Origin of the sequence: Novosphingobium sp. ZW T3_23 (assembly GCF_044987305.1) — a bacterium.
Taxonomy (GTDB): Bacteria; Pseudomonadota; Alphaproteobacteria; order Sphingomonadales; family Sphingomonadaceae; genus Novosphingobium.
Map to the genome: position 1 here is coordinate 1 of NZ_JBJDRF010000027.1, position 15786 is coordinate 15786.

The 15786-nt window shown below is 65.6% G+C and carries 12 protein-coding genes and 1 tRNA gene; 3 read left to right on the plus strand and 10 right to left on the minus strand.

The window, feature by feature from the left end:
• The 7 genes from ACI3K3_RS14490 to infA all read right to left on the minus strand — a co-directional run.
• Positions 1–535: cellulose synthase operon protein YhjQ/BcsQ (locus ACI3K3_RS14490; protein ID WP_404914842.1), on the minus strand; the 535-nt coding region annotated here is incomplete at its 3' end.
• Positions 535–882, minus strand: coding sequence for a hypothetical protein (locus ACI3K3_RS14495; protein ID WP_404914844.1), 348 nt, complete (start codon positions 880–882; stop codon positions 535–537). The genes ACI3K3_RS14495 and ACI3K3_RS14490, both read right to left, overlap by 1 nt.
• A 255-nt stretch (positions 883–1137) precedes the next feature.
• Positions 1138–1213: transfer RNA gene (locus ACI3K3_RS14500), tRNA-Phe, on the minus strand.
• A gap of 112 nt (positions 1214–1325) precedes the next feature.
• Entirely contained in the window at positions 1326–1523 is a 198-nt protein-coding gene (gene yacG / locus ACI3K3_RS14505) for a DNA gyrase inhibitor YacG (RefSeq protein ID WP_404914846.1), read from the minus strand.
• On the minus strand, positions 1520–2494 hold the full coding sequence (locus ACI3K3_RS14510; protein WP_404914848.1) for a ribonuclease E/G: 975 nt from the start codon (positions 2492–2494) through the stop codon (positions 1520–1522). Before ACI3K3_RS14510 ends, yacG begins: the two co-directional genes overlap by 4 nt.
• An 8-nt stretch (positions 2495–2502) precedes the next feature.
• Positions 2503–3132, minus strand: a complete 630-nt coding sequence (locus ACI3K3_RS14515) for a Maf family protein (protein WP_404914850.1) — start codon at positions 3130–3132, stop codon at positions 2503–2505.
• On the minus strand, positions 3113–3358 hold the full coding sequence (infA, locus tag ACI3K3_RS14520) for a translation initiation factor IF-1 (RefSeq protein ID WP_313442420.1): 246 nt from the start codon (positions 3356–3358) through the stop codon (positions 3113–3115). The genes ACI3K3_RS14515 and infA overlap by 20 nt, the downstream gene beginning before the upstream one ends.
• Positions 3359–3677: 319 nt before the next feature.
• Between infA and ACI3K3_RS14525 the strand changes: the two genes are divergently transcribed.
• From ACI3K3_RS14525 to ACI3K3_RS14535, 3 genes are all read left to right on the plus strand, one after another.
• On the plus strand, positions 3678–6296 hold the full coding sequence (locus tag ACI3K3_RS14525) for a TonB-dependent receptor (protein WP_404914852.1): 2619 nt from the start codon (positions 3678–3680) through the stop codon (positions 6294–6296).
• A gap of 174 nt (positions 6297–6470) precedes the next feature.
• Positions 6471–8414 carry an excinuclease ABC subunit UvrC gene (uvrC, locus tag ACI3K3_RS14530; RefSeq protein ID WP_404914854.1) on the plus strand — a complete coding sequence of 648 codons (1944 nt, stop codon included), beginning with the start codon at positions 6471–6473 and terminating at the stop codon, positions 8412–8414.
• 156 nt (positions 8415–8570) lie between these two features.
• Positions 8571–11252, plus strand: coding sequence for a M1 family metallopeptidase (locus ACI3K3_RS14535; RefSeq protein ID WP_404914856.1), 2682 nt, complete (start codon positions 8571–8573; stop codon positions 11250–11252).
• 183 nt (positions 11253–11435) lie between these two features.
• Here the strand turns inward: ACI3K3_RS14535 and ACI3K3_RS14540 are convergent, their stop codons facing one another.
• The 3 genes from ACI3K3_RS14540 to ACI3K3_RS14550 all read right to left on the minus strand — a co-directional run bounded on the left by ACI3K3_RS14540 (position 11436) and on the right by ACI3K3_RS14550 (position 15658).
• Entirely contained in the window at positions 11436–12290 is an 855-nt protein-coding gene (locus tag ACI3K3_RS14540; RefSeq protein ID WP_404914963.1) for a transcriptional regulator, read from the minus strand.
• 2 nt (positions 12291–12292) lie between these two features.
• Positions 12293–13441 carry a GNAT family N-acetyltransferase gene (locus ACI3K3_RS14545; RefSeq protein ID WP_404914858.1) on the minus strand — a complete coding sequence of 383 codons (1149 nt, stop codon included), beginning with the start codon at positions 13439–13441 and terminating at the stop codon, positions 12293–12295.
• 123 nt (positions 13442–13564) lie between these two features.
• On the minus strand, positions 13565–15658 hold the full coding sequence (locus ACI3K3_RS14550; protein ID WP_404914860.1) for a sodium-translocating pyrophosphatase: 2094 nt from the start codon (positions 15656–15658) through the stop codon (positions 13565–13567).
• Positions 15659–15786: the final 128 nt, after the last annotated feature.

The window sequence follows — 15786 nt, forward strand, 5'->3', positions numbered from 1 at the left end:
GTTCGCGGATGAAGGCGGCGCCGTGGCGGCCGAGGCGGCGCGTCTCGTCCAGCGCGTTGATGACGAAGGCCGTGCGGGACAGGCCTTCGGGACCGGCATCGCCGAATACTTGCGGAAGCAGGGCCAGCGTATCGGGCTGGGCGTTGATCGTGCAGACGTGGGCGCAGGCATGTTCGATCAGGCGGCGGGCCAGGCGGGTGTCGCCCGAGGGCACGTCCACCACCAGCACACGTTCCTTGCCGGGCTGGAAATAGCCCAGATCATTGAGCATAGGCACGAAATCGAGATCTTCCGATGCGCGGCGCCAGCTGCGCAAGTTGATGCCGCCGACCAGGACCGCCTCGTCCGCAGGCGCGGTAAGCGCGGGGAGCGAGGTCGCCGGCGAAAGGCCGAAGTGCAGCGGAAGCGTGTCGCGCGCGGCCACGCTGACGACGGTCACGTCCGAACCCTGCGCCGAAAGGCCCATGGCCAGATGAGCGGCAACGAAAGTGTTCCCGGTTCCCCCCTTGGGACCGTGGCAGACGATCATCGGCATCAGATTTCCCCCCGGGCGCCAAGGTCCGACAAATGACGCAGCATCGCTCGTACATCGCGAACGGGTTCTTCAACAACTGGTTTTGCAATCGTCGTTGAAACGGATTGTTGCTCGTACCTGCTGAACAGGTTCTTGAGAGGCTCTGCGGAAAGTTCCTGAGCGGAACTTTCGATCTCCGCAGGCGCGCTTTCGATCGCAGTCTGGTCGAGCGTCTGGAGGCGAGGGTCGCGCAGAAGTGCCTCCAGGATGGGCCAGAGTTCAAGATCGGAAAACCGGTCCTCGAATTCCTTATAGGCGAATTCGTTGCGACCCAGACGGTCCAGCAGATTCCTCGCATCAATGCGCATGACGATCCCCGTTGTTGCCTGGAGAGGACTGACAACTAATGGTTAACATCGTATTTATACGTGAAATTCCGGTCCGAAAATCCCTGACTTAGCAGTTTTTTCTCGAATCGAGGGCGTTTCCGCCATCCACCCCGACCATCTGTTCACTCTGGAACGCATGCAGCGTTCGCCCCTCACTTATGTTGGAAGCTAACGATTGCAGATTTTCGGAAGGTTAAGACCGGCAAAGAAAAAGGCACCACCCTCCGAGGAGAGTGGTGCCCGGGGACGGGATCGAACCGCCGACACCATGATTTTCAGTCATGTGCTCTACCAACTGAGCTACCCGGGCAAAACCAAGCTTTTCAGCGAATTTTCCGACTGCCGAAGCGGTCGTTCGCTGCTGGTGGCGGGCCTATGAAGAACCTTGGCCAGCTTGGCAACCCTAAAATGACGATCCTGTTTCAATCGTCCTGTGGATAATTTTCCGAGTCCGGATTTTGTGCCGCGGGCGCGCCGGGCAGGGCGTAGCCGTCGCCCAGCCATTGCAGGAGGTCGCGATCGCGGCAGCGTTTGGAGCAGAAGGGAGCATGTTCGGCCACGCGCGGCTTGCCGCAAATCGGGCACTTCGCATTGGCCCTGACAGTCTTGTTCTCGGTCATGACGTGATCGCCTGCGCGAATCCGCCCCGCAGCGCAAGAGCGGCATCCTCTCGCCACGCGATCGTCCGTCCGGTGCGGCGGGCGAGTTCGCCTTCCCACTCGGCCGTCACCCGCGCACGCACGCGAGGGTGAGCGGTCAGGAGCAGGGTGCCGGGTTCCTGGATGCGTTCGGCCTGCCGCAGCAGGAGCCGGGCGCAGGCCGTGGCCGGTTCGTGGCGCAGGCGGTGAAGCAGCGAAGGGCGCTCCAGCCGCGCGACGAGGTGGACGAAGCCGAAGCCGTTCATCGCCGTGTGCTGGTGGGGCCAGTGGTCGAGCGCGGCGGCGAGCGCATCGTCCACGGCGCGCCGGTCTTCCTTGCGCTCCAGCGAGGGGAAGTCGATGCCGATCGAGCCGCCGAGGTCGAAGAGGCCGATGGCGCGCGCGATCGCAGGAACGGCTGCGAGGGCCAGTGCGCGCGGAGGAAGGGTGCCGTCGATGTCGATCAGCGTCATCGCGGGCGTGGGGATCACCAGCAGTTCGCCGCCGTCGAAAGCCAGTTCTCCGTCCAGCGCTTCCGCGAAGACTTCGGGCCAGGGGTCTTCGGGGAAGGCCCTGACCCGGCGCGCGGGTATTCCGGTGTCGCGCAGACTATCGAGCAGCGGGGGCGCCGGGCGCGGCGATTGCGTGGTCGGTCTTGCCTGAGCGCGCTTGAGGCGGCCGGTCTCCGCCATGGCGGCGCGGGTGATCTGGACGCGGAGCAGGGCGCCTTCGGCGGCATCGGGCGGGAGGCCGTCCACAAGAGCTTCCTCTCCGGAAAGAAAGCGCAAGGTGCCCCGCCGCGCGCCTTTCGCGCGGGAGATCAGCACGGCCTCGGCCACTTCACCGGCGGCGAGGCGGCCGTCCCATTGCAGCCTGGCGGCGACGACTTCGCCGTTTTCGACCAGGATCGCGCGACTTTCGCCGATCCCGTCCTCGATCAGCCATTCAGTCATGGGCGCCTTCAGGCGACTGCAAAACCGGCTGCCTTCAGCAGTGCCCGCGTTTCGAAGAGAGGGAGGCCGACGACGCCGGAATGGCTTCCCGAGATCGTGGCGATCAGGCCTTCGGCGCTGCCCTGGATGGCATAGCCACCGGCTTTTCCGTCCCATTCGCCGCCCTCGATATAGGCATCGATCTCCTGCTGGGAGAGCGGCTTGAAGCGCACGATCGTCTCCGAAAGCCGCTCGCGCAGGGTTCCGTCGGGGGATCGCAGGGCAATGGCGGAAAGCACGCGGTGGCGGCGACCGGAGAGCAGGGTCAGGCAGGCCCGGGCCGTCGCTTCGTCTTCGGCTTTGGGAAGGATGCGGCGGCCACAGGCCACGACGGTGTCGCCGGCCAGGACGTGTGCATCGTCGGCAGCGATGGCCAGCGCCTTTTCACGCGCCATGCGGCGGGCATATTCGCGAGGTATTTCCCGGTCGTGCGGCGTCTCGTCGATGTCGGCGGCCATGACCGCATCGGGAACGATGCCCAGCCTGCCGATCAGTTCGCGGCGGCGCGGGCTCGCGGAGGCGAGGACCAGCCGCAGATCGGGCTGGGGCGCGAGAACGTCTCCGCCAGGAGACGCAATATCAGTAAGAACCGGGGCCACCGCGACCAGGCATGAAGCGGTAGGTGATGCGACCCTTGGTAAGGTCGTAAGGGGTCAGCTCGACGAGCACTTCGTCACCCACCAGCACGCGGATGCGGTTCTTGCGCATCTTGCCCGCGGTGTGACCGAGGATCTCGTGGCCGTTTTCCAGCTCTACGCGGAACATCGCGTTAGGGAGGAGTTCTACGACCCTACCACGCATTTCAAGGAGTTCTTCTTTCGCCATCGGCGATCAATACCCGTAATCTTGCTGATGATTGCGGCGCGCCATAGCCACGACTCACCGAAAATGGAAGCCTTGGCTGACGAGCGCGCGGCCGTGATTTCCAGATAGCGCGTTTTCATGTCGGGCCGTTTCCCAAATGCCGCAGCATTGTCGATGGAGTCATGACCGAAACGACCTGCGACAACTGCACGAAATGTGCGACAAAAAGTTACCCGGCGCGATCTTGCCGGAGCCTCGCCAGCACGGCATCAGCACGGCGAACCGACTATAAGGTTCGGTAAAAGACGGAGACTTTGCCGTCTTCTTGCGGAGATTTCAGGTGCGGCGCGTTCAACTCCTTCCCCTTGCCGGGGCCCTGTTCGGTAGTGTCTGTCTGCCGGCGCTCGCTCAGGCCCAGGTAGGGACTACATCGCTGGCGCCGACCTCGCTTGCAGCGACATCGCTTGCAGTAGCGGGCGCCGTCGGTGGCACGGGGGGCGGAACCGATCCGGTCGCGCCTGCCGCTGCTGACGACGACAAGGACGATGAGGATCCGCTGGAAGTAATCGGCGCTGACATCGTCGTCGTGGCGCCGCGCATGCAGGGGCAACTCGATGTCCCCAACCAGCCGATCGTGACTTTCGACGAGGACGACATCGCCGCCTATGGTGCCGATTCGATAGGCGACCTGATCGATGCGATCTCGCCGCAGACCGGCAGCGGGCGTGGGCGCGGCTCGGGAACACCGGTGATCCTCGTCAACGGCCAGCGGATCACGTCCTTCCGGGAGATGCGCAACATCCCGCCCGAAGCGATCCGGAAGCTGGAAGTGCTGCCGGAGGAAGTGGCGTTGCGCTTCGGCTACTCGGCCAACCAGCGCGTGGTGAACCTGATCCTGAAGGACAGGTTCTCGGCGACTACAGTAGCCGGAGAATACAACGCCCCAACGCGGGGCGGCTACGACAACTACGAGCTGGAAAGCGGCGTGGTGAAGATCGCCGGTCCCCGCCGTTACAATTTCAACGCCAAGTATACCGACACCTCGATGCTCACCGAAGACGAGCGCAACGTGACGCAGACGGAATCGTCCGTGCCCACCGTGGCAGGCGATCCGGACCCGGCCCGCTATCGCAGCCTGGCGGCCGCCGATTCCGAGCTGACGCTGAACGGCACGCTGACGCAGAACCTCGGGGACGGCGGCATGGCGGGATCGATCACCGCCAACGGCGCCTATACCCACGGCGTGACGACATCGTTTTCCGGCCTCGACACCGTGACGCTGACTTCGCCTACCGGCGCCGCCGCCGTGCGAACCCTGCCCGATCCGCTGACGACGCGCGTCGTCACCGATACGTTCTCGGCCGGGCTGGGCTACAGCACGATGATCGGCCGATGGATGTTCAACATCACCGGCGATGGCAGCTATGTCGATGCGGACACGCGGATCGACCGCCGGCGCGACCTGTCCGGGTTGCGCGACGCGGCGCTGGCGGGCACGCAAGACATTGCCGGAGCGCTGCCGAGCGTGCCCGGTGCGGGAGTGGACACCGCGCGCAGCCGAACGGCCTCGCTTACGTCGCTTGCCACGCTCTCCGGCACGCCGTTCAGCATGCCGGCCGGCGATGCCAACCTCACGTTCAAGGGCGGCTATGACTTCAGCCGCGTGCAAAGCGCCTACCGGTCGGACACGTTCTCGCAGAACACGCTGAGGCGCGGCGATGTCTCCGGGGGCGTGAACCTGGCGATCCCGCTGACGAGCAGGGGCGACTTCCTGGGCGGCATCGGCGATCTTGCGTTGAACGTCAGCGCGGGCCTGAACCACTTGTCCGACTTCGGCACGCTGACCGACTGGAGCGCCGGGCTCACCTGGTCTCCCACCGAGAAGCTGACGTTCCAGGCGAGCTACCTGGTCGATCAGGAAGCCCCGACCCTGGCCCAGCTCGGCGCGCCCAACGTCACGACCTACAATGTCTCGGTCTATGACTTCACGACGAATTCGACGGCGCTGGTGACGGTGCTGAGCGGCGGGAACCCCGATCTTCTCAAGGAAACCCAGCGCGACATCAAGCTGTCGGCAACCTGGGAACTGCCGTTCATGCAGCGCTCGAATCTCATGATCGAGTATTTCCGCAACCGCTCTTCCAACGTGACCAATGCCTTTCCGCTCCTGACCCCGGCCGTGGAAGCGGCGTTTCCCGACCGGGTGCAGCGGGATGCGGACGGCAACCTGACCTATATCGATCAGCGGGCGGTGACGTTCGACGAGGAAACCAGCTCGAGCATCCGCTGGGGGCTGAACCTGTCGGGGAATCTCGGCAAGGAGCAGCCGGGCGGCTTCGGTGGCCCACCGCCGCCCGGAAACGGCCCGCGTGGTGGTCAGGGTGGCAGCCAGGGTGCAGGTCAGGGCGCGGCGAAGGGCGCAGGCGGCGGATCGGGCGGACCGCCCCCGGGCGGCCCCGGCGGCCCCGGAGGAAAGGGAGGACGCTGGAACCTCTCTGTCTATCACACCTGGCGCTTTACCGACCGCGTGAAGATCGCGGATGGCGTGCCGGTGCTCGATCAGCTCGACGGCGAAGCGCTCACCTCGGGCGGCGTGCCGCGCCACGCCATCGAGGCTGAGGGCGGCGTGTTCAAGAACGGCTACGGCATTCGCCTCAAGGCCGAATGGGAGGCACCCAGCCGCGTCGACGGTACTGGCGCGGCCAGCAGTTCCGATCTGCGCTTCGGCAGCACGTTCGACGTGAACCTGCGCATTTTCGCCGATCTGGGCAAGAACGCCGATCTCGTGGCGAAGATGCCGTTCCTGAAGGGCACGAGAGTCTCGCTGGTGGCGGACAACCTGCTCGATTCGCGCCAGAAGGTGACGGACGCGACTGGCGCGGTGCCGCTGGCCTATCAGGCCGCCTATCGTGCGCCGCAGGGCAGGGTGCTGGGCATCGATTTGCGCAAGATGTTCTGAACCCCACGTCCCGGGCTCGACCCGGGACCGCTGGCCGTGAACGGCCCACCTCACGGCAGGGCGCCTCTCACGCAAGCTATCGCCTCAAGAGCTGCCAGCGGTCCCGGATCAAGTCCGGGACGACGTTTTTGGAGAGCGCTTCCCCTCCGGCCCTTCAATCTCTATCTGGCCCTCATGGCGCGCACCCCTGCCGGAACTCCGGAACATCCCAACCGCACCGAACGCTTCAACGAGGAACGGGCGACGTTCACCCTGCGCGGTTCGGAGCAGCCCGACCTTCAGGCAGGCGTCGAGGCGATCCGCGAAGTCGTGCGCACCTTGCCCGCCAAGCCCGGCGTCTACCGCATGCAGGACGCACGCGGCGACGTGCTCTATGTCGGCAAGGCGCGGGTGCTGCGGAACCGGGTCGCCAACTATACCCAGTGGGAGCGGCTCCCCGGCCGCCTCCAGCGCATGGTCAGCCAGACGCGCAGCATGACCATCGTCACCACCAATTCTGAAGCCGAGGCGCTGTTGCTGGAAGCGCAGCTGATCAAACGCTTCCGCCCGGCCTACAACGTGCTGCTGCGCGACGACAAGTCATTCCCCTTCATCCTGCTGCGCGCGGAGCACGACTTTCCACGCATCATGAAGCATCGCGGCGCGCGCAAGATGAAGGGCAATTATTATGGCCCCTTCGCCAGCGCCGGTTCGGTGAACACCACGATCAACGCGCTCCAGAAGCTGTTCCTGCTGCGCTCCTGCACCGACAGCTTTTTCGCCCGGCGTGACAGGCCCTGCCTGCTCTACCAGATCAAGCGCTGCTCGGCGCCCTGCGTCGGCCGGATCGACGAGGCGGGCTATGGCGAACTGGTGAAGGAGGCCAAGGACTTCCTCGGCGGCAAGTCCAGCGCGGTGCAGAAGAAGATCGAGAGCCAGATGGCCGAGGCCGCCGCCTCGCTGGATTTCGAGCGCGCCGCCATGCTGCGCGATCGCCTTCGCGCGGCGACGTTCATCCAGGGCAGCCAGGCGATCAACGCCGAAGGCATGGACAGCGCCGACATCTTCGCGATGGCCTGCAAGAACGGCCAGATCGGCGTGCAGGCCTTCTTCATTCGCGGCGGCCAGAACTGGGGCCACCGCGCCTTCTTTCCGACCCATACGGAGGGACTGTCGGAAGAGGAGGTATTCCAGAGCTTCCTCGCCCAGTTCTACGAGGAAGTGCCGCCTTCGCGCACGATCCTGGTCGACCGTGAACTGCCCGAGGCCGAACTCATGGCCGAGGCCTTCCGCGAACTGGCGGGCGGCAAGGTGGAGATATCGGTGCCCCAACGCGGCAGCCGCCGCCGCCTGATGGATCAGGCCGTGCGCAATGCCGTGGAGGCGCTCGACCGCCGCATGGCAGAGCGCGGCTCGCAGGCCAAGATCTGGCGCGAGATGACGGAATTCCTCGAACTGCCGGACCTGCCGCAGCGCGTGGAAGTCTACGACAACTCGCATATCCAGGGCAGCAAGGCAGTGGGTGCCATGGTGGTGGCGGGGCCGGAAGGCTTCCTCACCAGCCAATACCGCAAGTTCAACATCCGCGAGGCGCAGTCCAACGACGACTTCGCGATGATGCGCGAAGTGATGACCCGCCGCTTCGGCCGTGTGCAGGAGGAAGACCCCGAGCGCGAGAGCGGGATGTGGCCCGATCTCGTGCTGATCGACGGCGGCAAGGGCCAGATGAGCGCGGTGAAGGACGCGCTGGAGGAACTCGGCATCGAGGACGTGAATCTCATCGCGATTGCCAAGGGGCCGAACCATGGCCGCGAGGGGCGTGAAATCTTCCACTTCCCCGATGGGCGCGAGAAAATGCTGCCAGTCAATTCGCCGCTGCTGTTCCACCTTCAGCGCCTTCGCGACGAAGTCCACCGCTTCGTCATCGGCGCGCACCGGGCGAAGCGCAGCCGGGCGATCACCGCCAGTCCGCTGGACGAAATTCCCGGCATCGGCCCGGCGCGCAAGCGGGCGCTGCTGCTGCACTTCGGCACCGCCGGAAAAGTGCGCGCGGCCAGCCTGGCAGACCTCCAGCGCGCGCCCGGCGTCAGCGCGGCGGTGGCGCAGACGATCTACGATTTCTACCATCCGAACGGCTGACCGTTTCCATACGAACAGCCGACCGCCATCGACGAACGACATGACTGACCCGTGACAGCGCCCGATCCTTGGCGCTAGGACACGCGCATCCGCTTGCGCGCGCGAAAACTCTCGCGCATCAGCAACAAAGCCCAGTTCCCGGAGCTTCAGCCTTTCATGCGTTCTTCCCTGCGTAACCTTGCCACGGCCGGCGCCGTGATCGCTCTTGCCGTTTCCACGCACGCTTTCGCCGCGACCGTGCCCCCCGCATCATCGGGCGAGCCGGTGCCGCTGGCCGCGACCGTGCCGAGCGACCTGCCGCGCAATGCCCGTCCCACCCACTATCGCATCGAGATCACTCCCGATGCGCAGAAGCTGACGTTCTCGGGCACGGTTTCGATCGACCTCACCGTCTTCACCGCCAGCGATGCCTTGACGCTTCACGGTAACGGACTGGCGGTCTCCGCCGCGAAGCTGATCACGGCGAACGGTGCCCAGATCGCCCTCCAGACCACTGCCGACGACAAGGCGCAGACCCTGCGCTTTGCAGCCGGGAAGCCGATCGCGCCGGGCAAGTACCGCCTCGACGTGGCCTATTCCGGCAAGATCGGCACGCAGCCCTCGGGCCTGTTCGCGCTCGACTATCCCGACAAGCGCACCGGCAAGGACGTGCGCGGCCTGTTCACCCAGTTCGAGGCTCCCGATGCCCGCCGCTTCGTCCCCAGCTTCGACGAACCGAGCTATAAGGCGACCTTCGACCTCACCGCCGTCGTCCCCGCCGATCGCATGGCCGTGAGCAACATGCCGGTGAAGGGCCAGGAAGTGCTTCCCGGAGGCCTCAAGCGCGTGGTCTTCGCAACGACTCCGAAGATGAGTTCCTACCTGCTGTTCTTCGGCATGGGCGATTTCGAGCGCAGCGCGAAGAAGGCGGCGGACGGCGTGGAAGTGGGCATCGTCTCGCCCACCGGCAGCGGCGCCAAGGCGGACTATGCCCGCGACGGCCTCGCCCAGATCCTGCCGTGGTTCGACGACTACTTCGGCGTGAAATTCCCGCTGCCCAAGCTCGACAACATCGCCGCGCCCGGCTCGTCGCAGTTCTTCGGGGCGATGGAGAACTGGGGCGCGATCATGACCTTCGAGCGCATCCTGCTGCTCGATCCCGCCGTGACCAGCCCCTCGGGCAAGCAGAGCATCTACAGCGTCCAAGCCCATGAAACCGCGCACCAGTGGTTCGGCGACCTCGTGACGATGGCCTGGTGGGACGACATCTGGCTGAACGAAGGCTTCGCCAGCTGGATGGCCGACAAGGTCACCGATCATTTCAACCCGGAATGGAACTGGAAACTGAACGGCATCGACGGCCGCGAAGGCGCCATGGCGCTCGACGCGCTGCCGACCACGCACCCGGTGGTGCAGAAGATCCGCACCGTTTCCGAGATGGAACAGGCCTTCGATTCGATCACCTACCAGAAGGGGCAGGCGGTCATCTCGATGCTGGAAGATTACGTGAGCGCAGATACCTGGCGCGCGGGCATGCAGACCTACATGCGGATTCATGCCTTTTCGAACACCAGCAGCCGCGACCTCTGGGCGGCGATGGAATCGGCCGGCGGCAAGGACGTGGACCTGATCGCAGAGGCCTTCACCCATACGCCCGGCGTGCCGCTGCTGCGCGTGAACGTCTCGGCCTGCGCGGACGGCAAGACCCGCCTCGACCTGACGCAGGACGCCTTCTCGCTCGATCCCTCGAACAGAGGCGGCGAGAAGCCGACCTGGCCGATGCCGCTGCTGATCCGCGCCGGCAACGGTGAGCCCACGCGTCACCTGATGACCGGACGGACCGAGAGCCTGACCGTCGATAGCTGCGATGCCGTGCTCGTGAACGCGGGCCAGCTTGGCTACTATCGCACGCTCTACAATGCCAAGGCGCTCGATGGGCTGGTTTCCTCGTTCGGTTCGCTGGCGCCGATCGACCAGTACGGGCTGCTGCGTGACAACCTTTCGCTTTCGCTGGCCGGTTATCAGGACATGTCTACGGGCCTGCGCCTGCTCTCCTCGGTCCCCGGTACGGCCGATGCGACGCTGGCGGGCAAAGTCGTCGGCCAGTGGGAAGGCGTCTACGGCCTGCTCGACGACGCCAGGGTGAAGGGCAAGCTCGCAGCGCGCATCTCGAAGACCTGGGCGCCGCGTCTCGACAAGCTCGGCTTCGATCCGGTCGCCGGTGAGCCGCTGACCGACACCAAGCTGCGCGCGCAGTTGATCGACACGCTCGGCTCGATCGGCGACAAGCGCGTCGTGGCGGAAGCGCGCCGCCGTCTCCAGGGACTGGCCACCGATGCCAAGTCGCTCGACGGTCCGCTCAAGGGCACCTGGCTCGGCGTCGCGGCGGCCAACGCGACCCGCGCGGACTGGGATCTTCTACGCCAGCAGGCCGCCAAGGCCGGCAGCTTCGTGGAACGCCAGCTTTACTACACGGACCTCGGCATGGCGCGGGACGAGGCGATTGCGAAGGACGCTCTCGCGCTCGCGATTTCGGGCAAGCCGGACGCGACCAGCGCTTCGCAGATCATCACCACGGTCGGCCGCGCACACCCGGAAATGACCTTCGATTTCGTCCGCGAACATCAGGCGGCGATCGACGGACTGATCGAACACTCCGGCCGCGCGCGCTTCTTCGCACGGATCGTTGCATCGAGCACCAACCCGGAGATGGTCGGCAAGATCGAGGCCTATGCCGCGACGCTTCCGGCCGATGAGGCCAAGCCGGTGGTGCAGGCTGTGACCGGGCTGAAGGAGCGTCTGGCCAATCGTCCGCGGCAGCGGGTCGAGGTGGCGGCCTGGGTGAAGAAAGCGAAGTAAGATTCCGGGGGATGATCCCCCGGACCCTCGGAATGGCAGCGGAGCGCACGACCTATCCGTCGTGCGCTCCTTGCGGCGCAGCCATTAAGTCTCCCGACGCAGCCATGGGCACGCAACGGCGTTGGTCCGCTTGAGCTAGACAGTCATGGGGGTGCAGGGGGGCTATGCTCCCCTGCTTCTCTCCTACTTCCTGAACCTGCGAAGCACCCGCCAGACCAAGGCCTTCCCCCGGTTCCGCTTCGGCCACCGCCCGGTCCGGCGCGGCGTCAGTCCCAGCCCCCGCAGCCAACCGTTGAACGCCCGCGCGTCCGCTTCGGCAAAGCTCCATTCCGAGCGCCAGGTGATCGACAGCGAAACCGACGGCGCGCTGCCGTTGCGCACGAAGTGCGGCGCCATGACCGGAACGTAGACGGCCTCACCCGGCGAGAGCGCGAACTCGGTGCCGCCGGAGAGCAGCTCTTCGCGCCACTTGAGTTCGCGGCCGCCGCCGGTGTGGTAGGTCTCGTGGACCTGATCGGGCGCGAAGCGGGGATCGCCGGCGGGGAACTGGGTCATGACTTTGTTGCCGCGTAATTGCAGCAGGATATTGTGCTCAGGGTCGAAGTGGTAGGGCGTGACACCGCCAGCGGACGTCACGAAGGCGAAGGCCTGGAGCTTCATCATGCGGCCGGTCCTGGCCTCGATCGCCGGGCGCAGCTCGTCGAGGAGTTCACCGAGCAGCCGCGCATAGTCCGGGTGTTGCTCGATGTTCTTGATGACGGCCCAGGAATTGGTCGTCTCGATCTCGCGGATGGTCCGGCCGATGGGAATGCCGGTGGGCGCAGGCTTGCCGTCCACGCCGAGGGGCTGGTTGCCGAAATTGTATTCGACCGAAGCGGCGGGCAGCGATTCCGCAAGCGCGGCCAGTGCTTCCAGGGACATCAGCGGATGTTCGCCCAGGGCGTGGGCCAGCTTGTGCGGCACTTCGGGGTAACTTTCCGAGAAGCGCGCGCGGACTTCCTCCGGGAAGACGGCGGCACTCCCGGTTTTCGAGAACAGGTTCACGAGTTCCCTCCTGCGGGGCTGCGCGCGATTTCCGCGCGGACGAAATGGCGGAAGAGGCGGCGGCGGATCGGGCCGCCGATGGCGATGGAGAGCCGTGCCATCGCCCGGCGTTCGCGCCAGATATGGTCGATCATCGGATGGTCGGCGGCGGCGCAGCTATCGGTCCAGCGGATATCCGCCCGTTCGAGAATGCGCAGGTTTTCGCGCTGGAGCAGGACGCCGGGGGAGAAGCGGGAATAGCTCTCGTCGAAGGCCGTCTTGAAGGAAAAGGCTCCCGGCGGGGTCAGGAAGCTGGCGAGCATGGCGATAGGGCGGCCGTCCAGCGTGAGGGAAAGGCGTTCGAGGCGTCCCCTCTCGGCCGCGCCATGCAGGCTTTCGCGGAAGAGGTTGCCGGTGGCGGCGTGATTCGCCAGCGCGGAGCCCGCCTTGCCCTTCCACCCCGAGGCTTCGAGCGCGAGAAAGGCGTCGCACCAGGCGCCGAGGCCATCGGCATCCTCGCGTCGCTCCACTGCGAGCGTCCCGATTTCGGCAAGGCGGCTGGCCTGACGGCGCAGTTCCTTGCGTTTCTTGCCCGAAAGCGAGGCTTCCAGATAGGCATCGGGCGCAAGGCTGGAAGCGAGCAGGGCACGGTCCTCGCGCAGCACTACTTCGCATTCGCGTCGCTGCCGGGCCAGGACTTGCGAAAGCGTGGCATGGAGCGGGCCTTCGAGGGGGATGGCGCGCAAGTGGAGGAACAACGCCTTTCCCGCCGTCTTGTCAGCCCAGTCCAGCACGGCCCGCCAGAACAGGTCTTCCGCGCCGCGACGTACCAGCGGAGCGCCGCAGAAGCAGTTGTCGTGCAGCCAGCTTGCCAGATTGGGCACCGGCCAGCGATAGTAGCGCGGGCTGCGCAGGATCGGCATCAGTCCGGCAAGTCGGCCGTCCATCTCGAACCGCAGGATCATGACGGCTTCGCTATGCAGAAGGCGACGCAGCGAGGGCAGGAGATACCAGCTCTCGAAGAAGGGGTTGGGCTCGCTGGCGTCGACGGCGAGGCGGTCCCAGGCCCGGACTTCGGTTTCGAGCGTCCGCCATGGCACGCAGCGCAGCGAAACGGCCGCCGAGGCGGTCTCTTCGCGAACCGAATGGGCCTCTGGGTCGAACATGGTCTCGCCTGCTTATCCTCGCAGGGGTTCTAGCGCATCGCTCTCAAGGAAGTGCTAACGTGGGAAAGAGTCCGGCCCCGGCGGAGCGATCCGCCGGGGCCGGACGCCCACATATTATCCGTTTCAACCTGCCGCCAGCGCAGCCAGCAGCAGCAGGGCGACGATATTGGTGATCTTGATCATCGGATTGACCGCAGGCCCTGCGGTATCCTTGTACGGGTCGCCCACGGTGTCGCCGGTGACGGCAGCCTTGTGGGCTTCCGATCCCTTGCCGCCGTGGTGGCCGTCCTCGATGTATTTCTTGGCATTGTCCCAGGCGCCGCCGCCGGAGGTCATCGAGAGCGCCACGAACAGTCCGCCGACGATCACGCCCAGCAGCAAGGCACCGAGCGCGGCAAAGCCATTCTCCGTGCCGGCGACGGCGGAGATCGCGAAGTAGACCACGATCGGCGCCAATACCGGCAGCAGCGAGGGCACGATCATCTCCTTGATCGCCGCCTTGGTGACGAGGTCCACCGTCCGCGCATAGTCGGGCTTGGACTCGTAGGTCATGATGCCGGGATTGGCCTTGAACTGCTCGCGCACGTCCACCACCACGTCGCCCGCCGCGCGGCCCACGGCGGTCATGCCCATTGCTCCGAACAGGTAGGGCAGCAGCGCGCCGAGCAGCAGGCCGACGATGACGTAGGGGTTCTCCAGGCTGAAATCGACGTTGAGGTCCGGGAAGAACTCCTTGAGGTCGGTTGTATAGGCGGCGAAGAGCACCAGCGCGGCGAGGCCCGCCGAGCCGATCGCATAGCCCTTGGTGACGGCCTTGGTGGTGTTGCCCACCGCGTCGAGCGCGTCGGTCTTCTCGCGCACGGCATCGTCGAGGCCTGCCATTTCGGCGATGCCGCCGGCATTGTCGGTGACGGGGCCATAAGCATCGAGCGCGACGACCATGCCGGCCAGCGCCAGCATCGCGGTGGCCGCATAGGCGATTCCGAGCAGCCCGGCGAGCTGGTAGGCGATGACGATGCCCGCAACGATCACCAGAGTTGGCAGCGCCGTGGCTTCGAGGCTGATCGCAAGGCCCTGGATCACGTTGGTGCCGTGGCCGGTTTCCGAGGCCTTGGCGATCGAGCGCACCGGGCGGTAGCCGGTTCCGGTGTAATACTCGGTGATCCAGATGATCAGGCCGGTGATGACCAGGCCGAGCAGTGCGCAGTAGAACAGCGTGCGGCCGGTGAAGCCGGTCTCGCCGATCATCGCATTGATGCCGCCGAGCGAGAAGTCGATTGCCCACCAGATTGCCGGGATCGAAAGCACGGCGGTGACCAGGAAGCCCTTGTACATGGCGCCCATGATGTTCTGCGAGCTGCCGAGGCGGACGAAATAGGTGCCGACGATCGACGTGACGATGCAGACGCCGCCGATCAGCAGCGGCAGCGCCATCAGGCCTTCGAAATTGTCGATGCCCTTCATCAGCAGGGCGGTCAGCACCATCGTCGCGCCCACGGTGACGACGTAAGTCTCGAACAGGTCGGCGGCCATGCCGGCGCAATCGCCCACATTGTCGCCCACGTTGTCGGCGATGACGGCGGGATTGCGCGGATCGTCCTCGGGAATGCCGGCCTCCACCTTGCCCACCAGATCGGCGCCGACGTCGGCCGCCTTGGTGAAGATGCCGCCGCCGAGGCGCGCGAAGATCGAGATCAGGGAAGCGCCGAAGGCAAGGGCGGTAAGGCCCTGGACCACGGTGCGGTCCTCTCCGCCGACGTCATGCCCGCCGGGACCGGTCAGATACCAGTAGAACACCGCGATGGCGAGCAAGGCCAGCCCCGCCACCAGCATGCCGGTGATGGCGCCCGCGCGGAAGGCCAGCGTCAGGCCCTGCTGCAACCCGGTCTGCGCGGCGGCGGCGGTGCGCACGTTCGAGCGTACCGAGATGTTCATGCCGATGAAGCCGGCGAAGCCCGACAGGATGGCGCCGATCACGAAGCCTACGCCCGAGACGGTTCCCAGCGTGACGACGATGATAAGCGCCACGACGATGCCGACGATCGCGATCGTCGAATACTGTCGCTTGAGGTAGGCTTGCGCGCCTTCCTGAATGGCGGCGGCGATTTCCTGCATCTTTTCGTTGCCGGCTGGCGAGCCGAGCACTTGGCGGCTGGTGACGAAGCCATAGAGAATGGCCAGAAGCCCCAGGACAATTGCGATCGTGACTGGATTCACAAAACGCCCCCTTTTCCCAACGATGTAACGACGGGTTTTCCCGTTCGACGCGACTATGGCTATAGGGAAGCGCGACTAGTGGCAAGCGCGTTGATCGGATGGGGAATAGTACCCAATCCGTCGTCCCG

What these genes read in the sequence shown, in the direction of transcription:
- ACI3K3_RS14510 (WP_404914848.1), bottom strand. Translation starts at nt 2,494, where the DNA reads ATGACTGAATGGCTGATCGAGGACGGGATCGGCGAAAGTCGCGCGATC.
- ACI3K3_RS14535 (WP_404914856.1), top strand. Translation starts at nt 8,571, where the DNA reads ATGCGTTCTTCCCTGCGTAACCTTGCCACGGCCGGCGCCGTGATCGCT.
- ACI3K3_RS14545 (WP_404914858.1), bottom strand. Translation starts at nt 13,441, where the DNA reads ATGTTCGACCCAGAGGCCCATTCGGTTCGCGAAGAGACCGCCTCGGCG.
- infA (WP_313442420.1), bottom strand. Translation starts at nt 3,358, where the DNA reads ATGGCGAAAGAAGAACTCCTTGAAATGCGTGGTAGGGTCGTAGAACTC.
- yacG (WP_404914846.1), bottom strand. Translation starts at nt 1,523, where the DNA reads ATGACCGAGAACAAGACTGTCAGGGCCAATGCGAAGTGCCCGATTTGC.
- uvrC (WP_404914854.1), top strand. Translation starts at nt 6,471, where the DNA reads ATGGCGCGCACCCCTGCCGGAACTCCGGAACATCCCAACCGCACCGAA.
- ACI3K3_RS14495 (WP_404914844.1), bottom strand. Translation starts at nt 882, where the DNA reads ATGCGCATTGATGCGAGGAATCTGCTGGACCGTCTGGGTCGCAACGAA.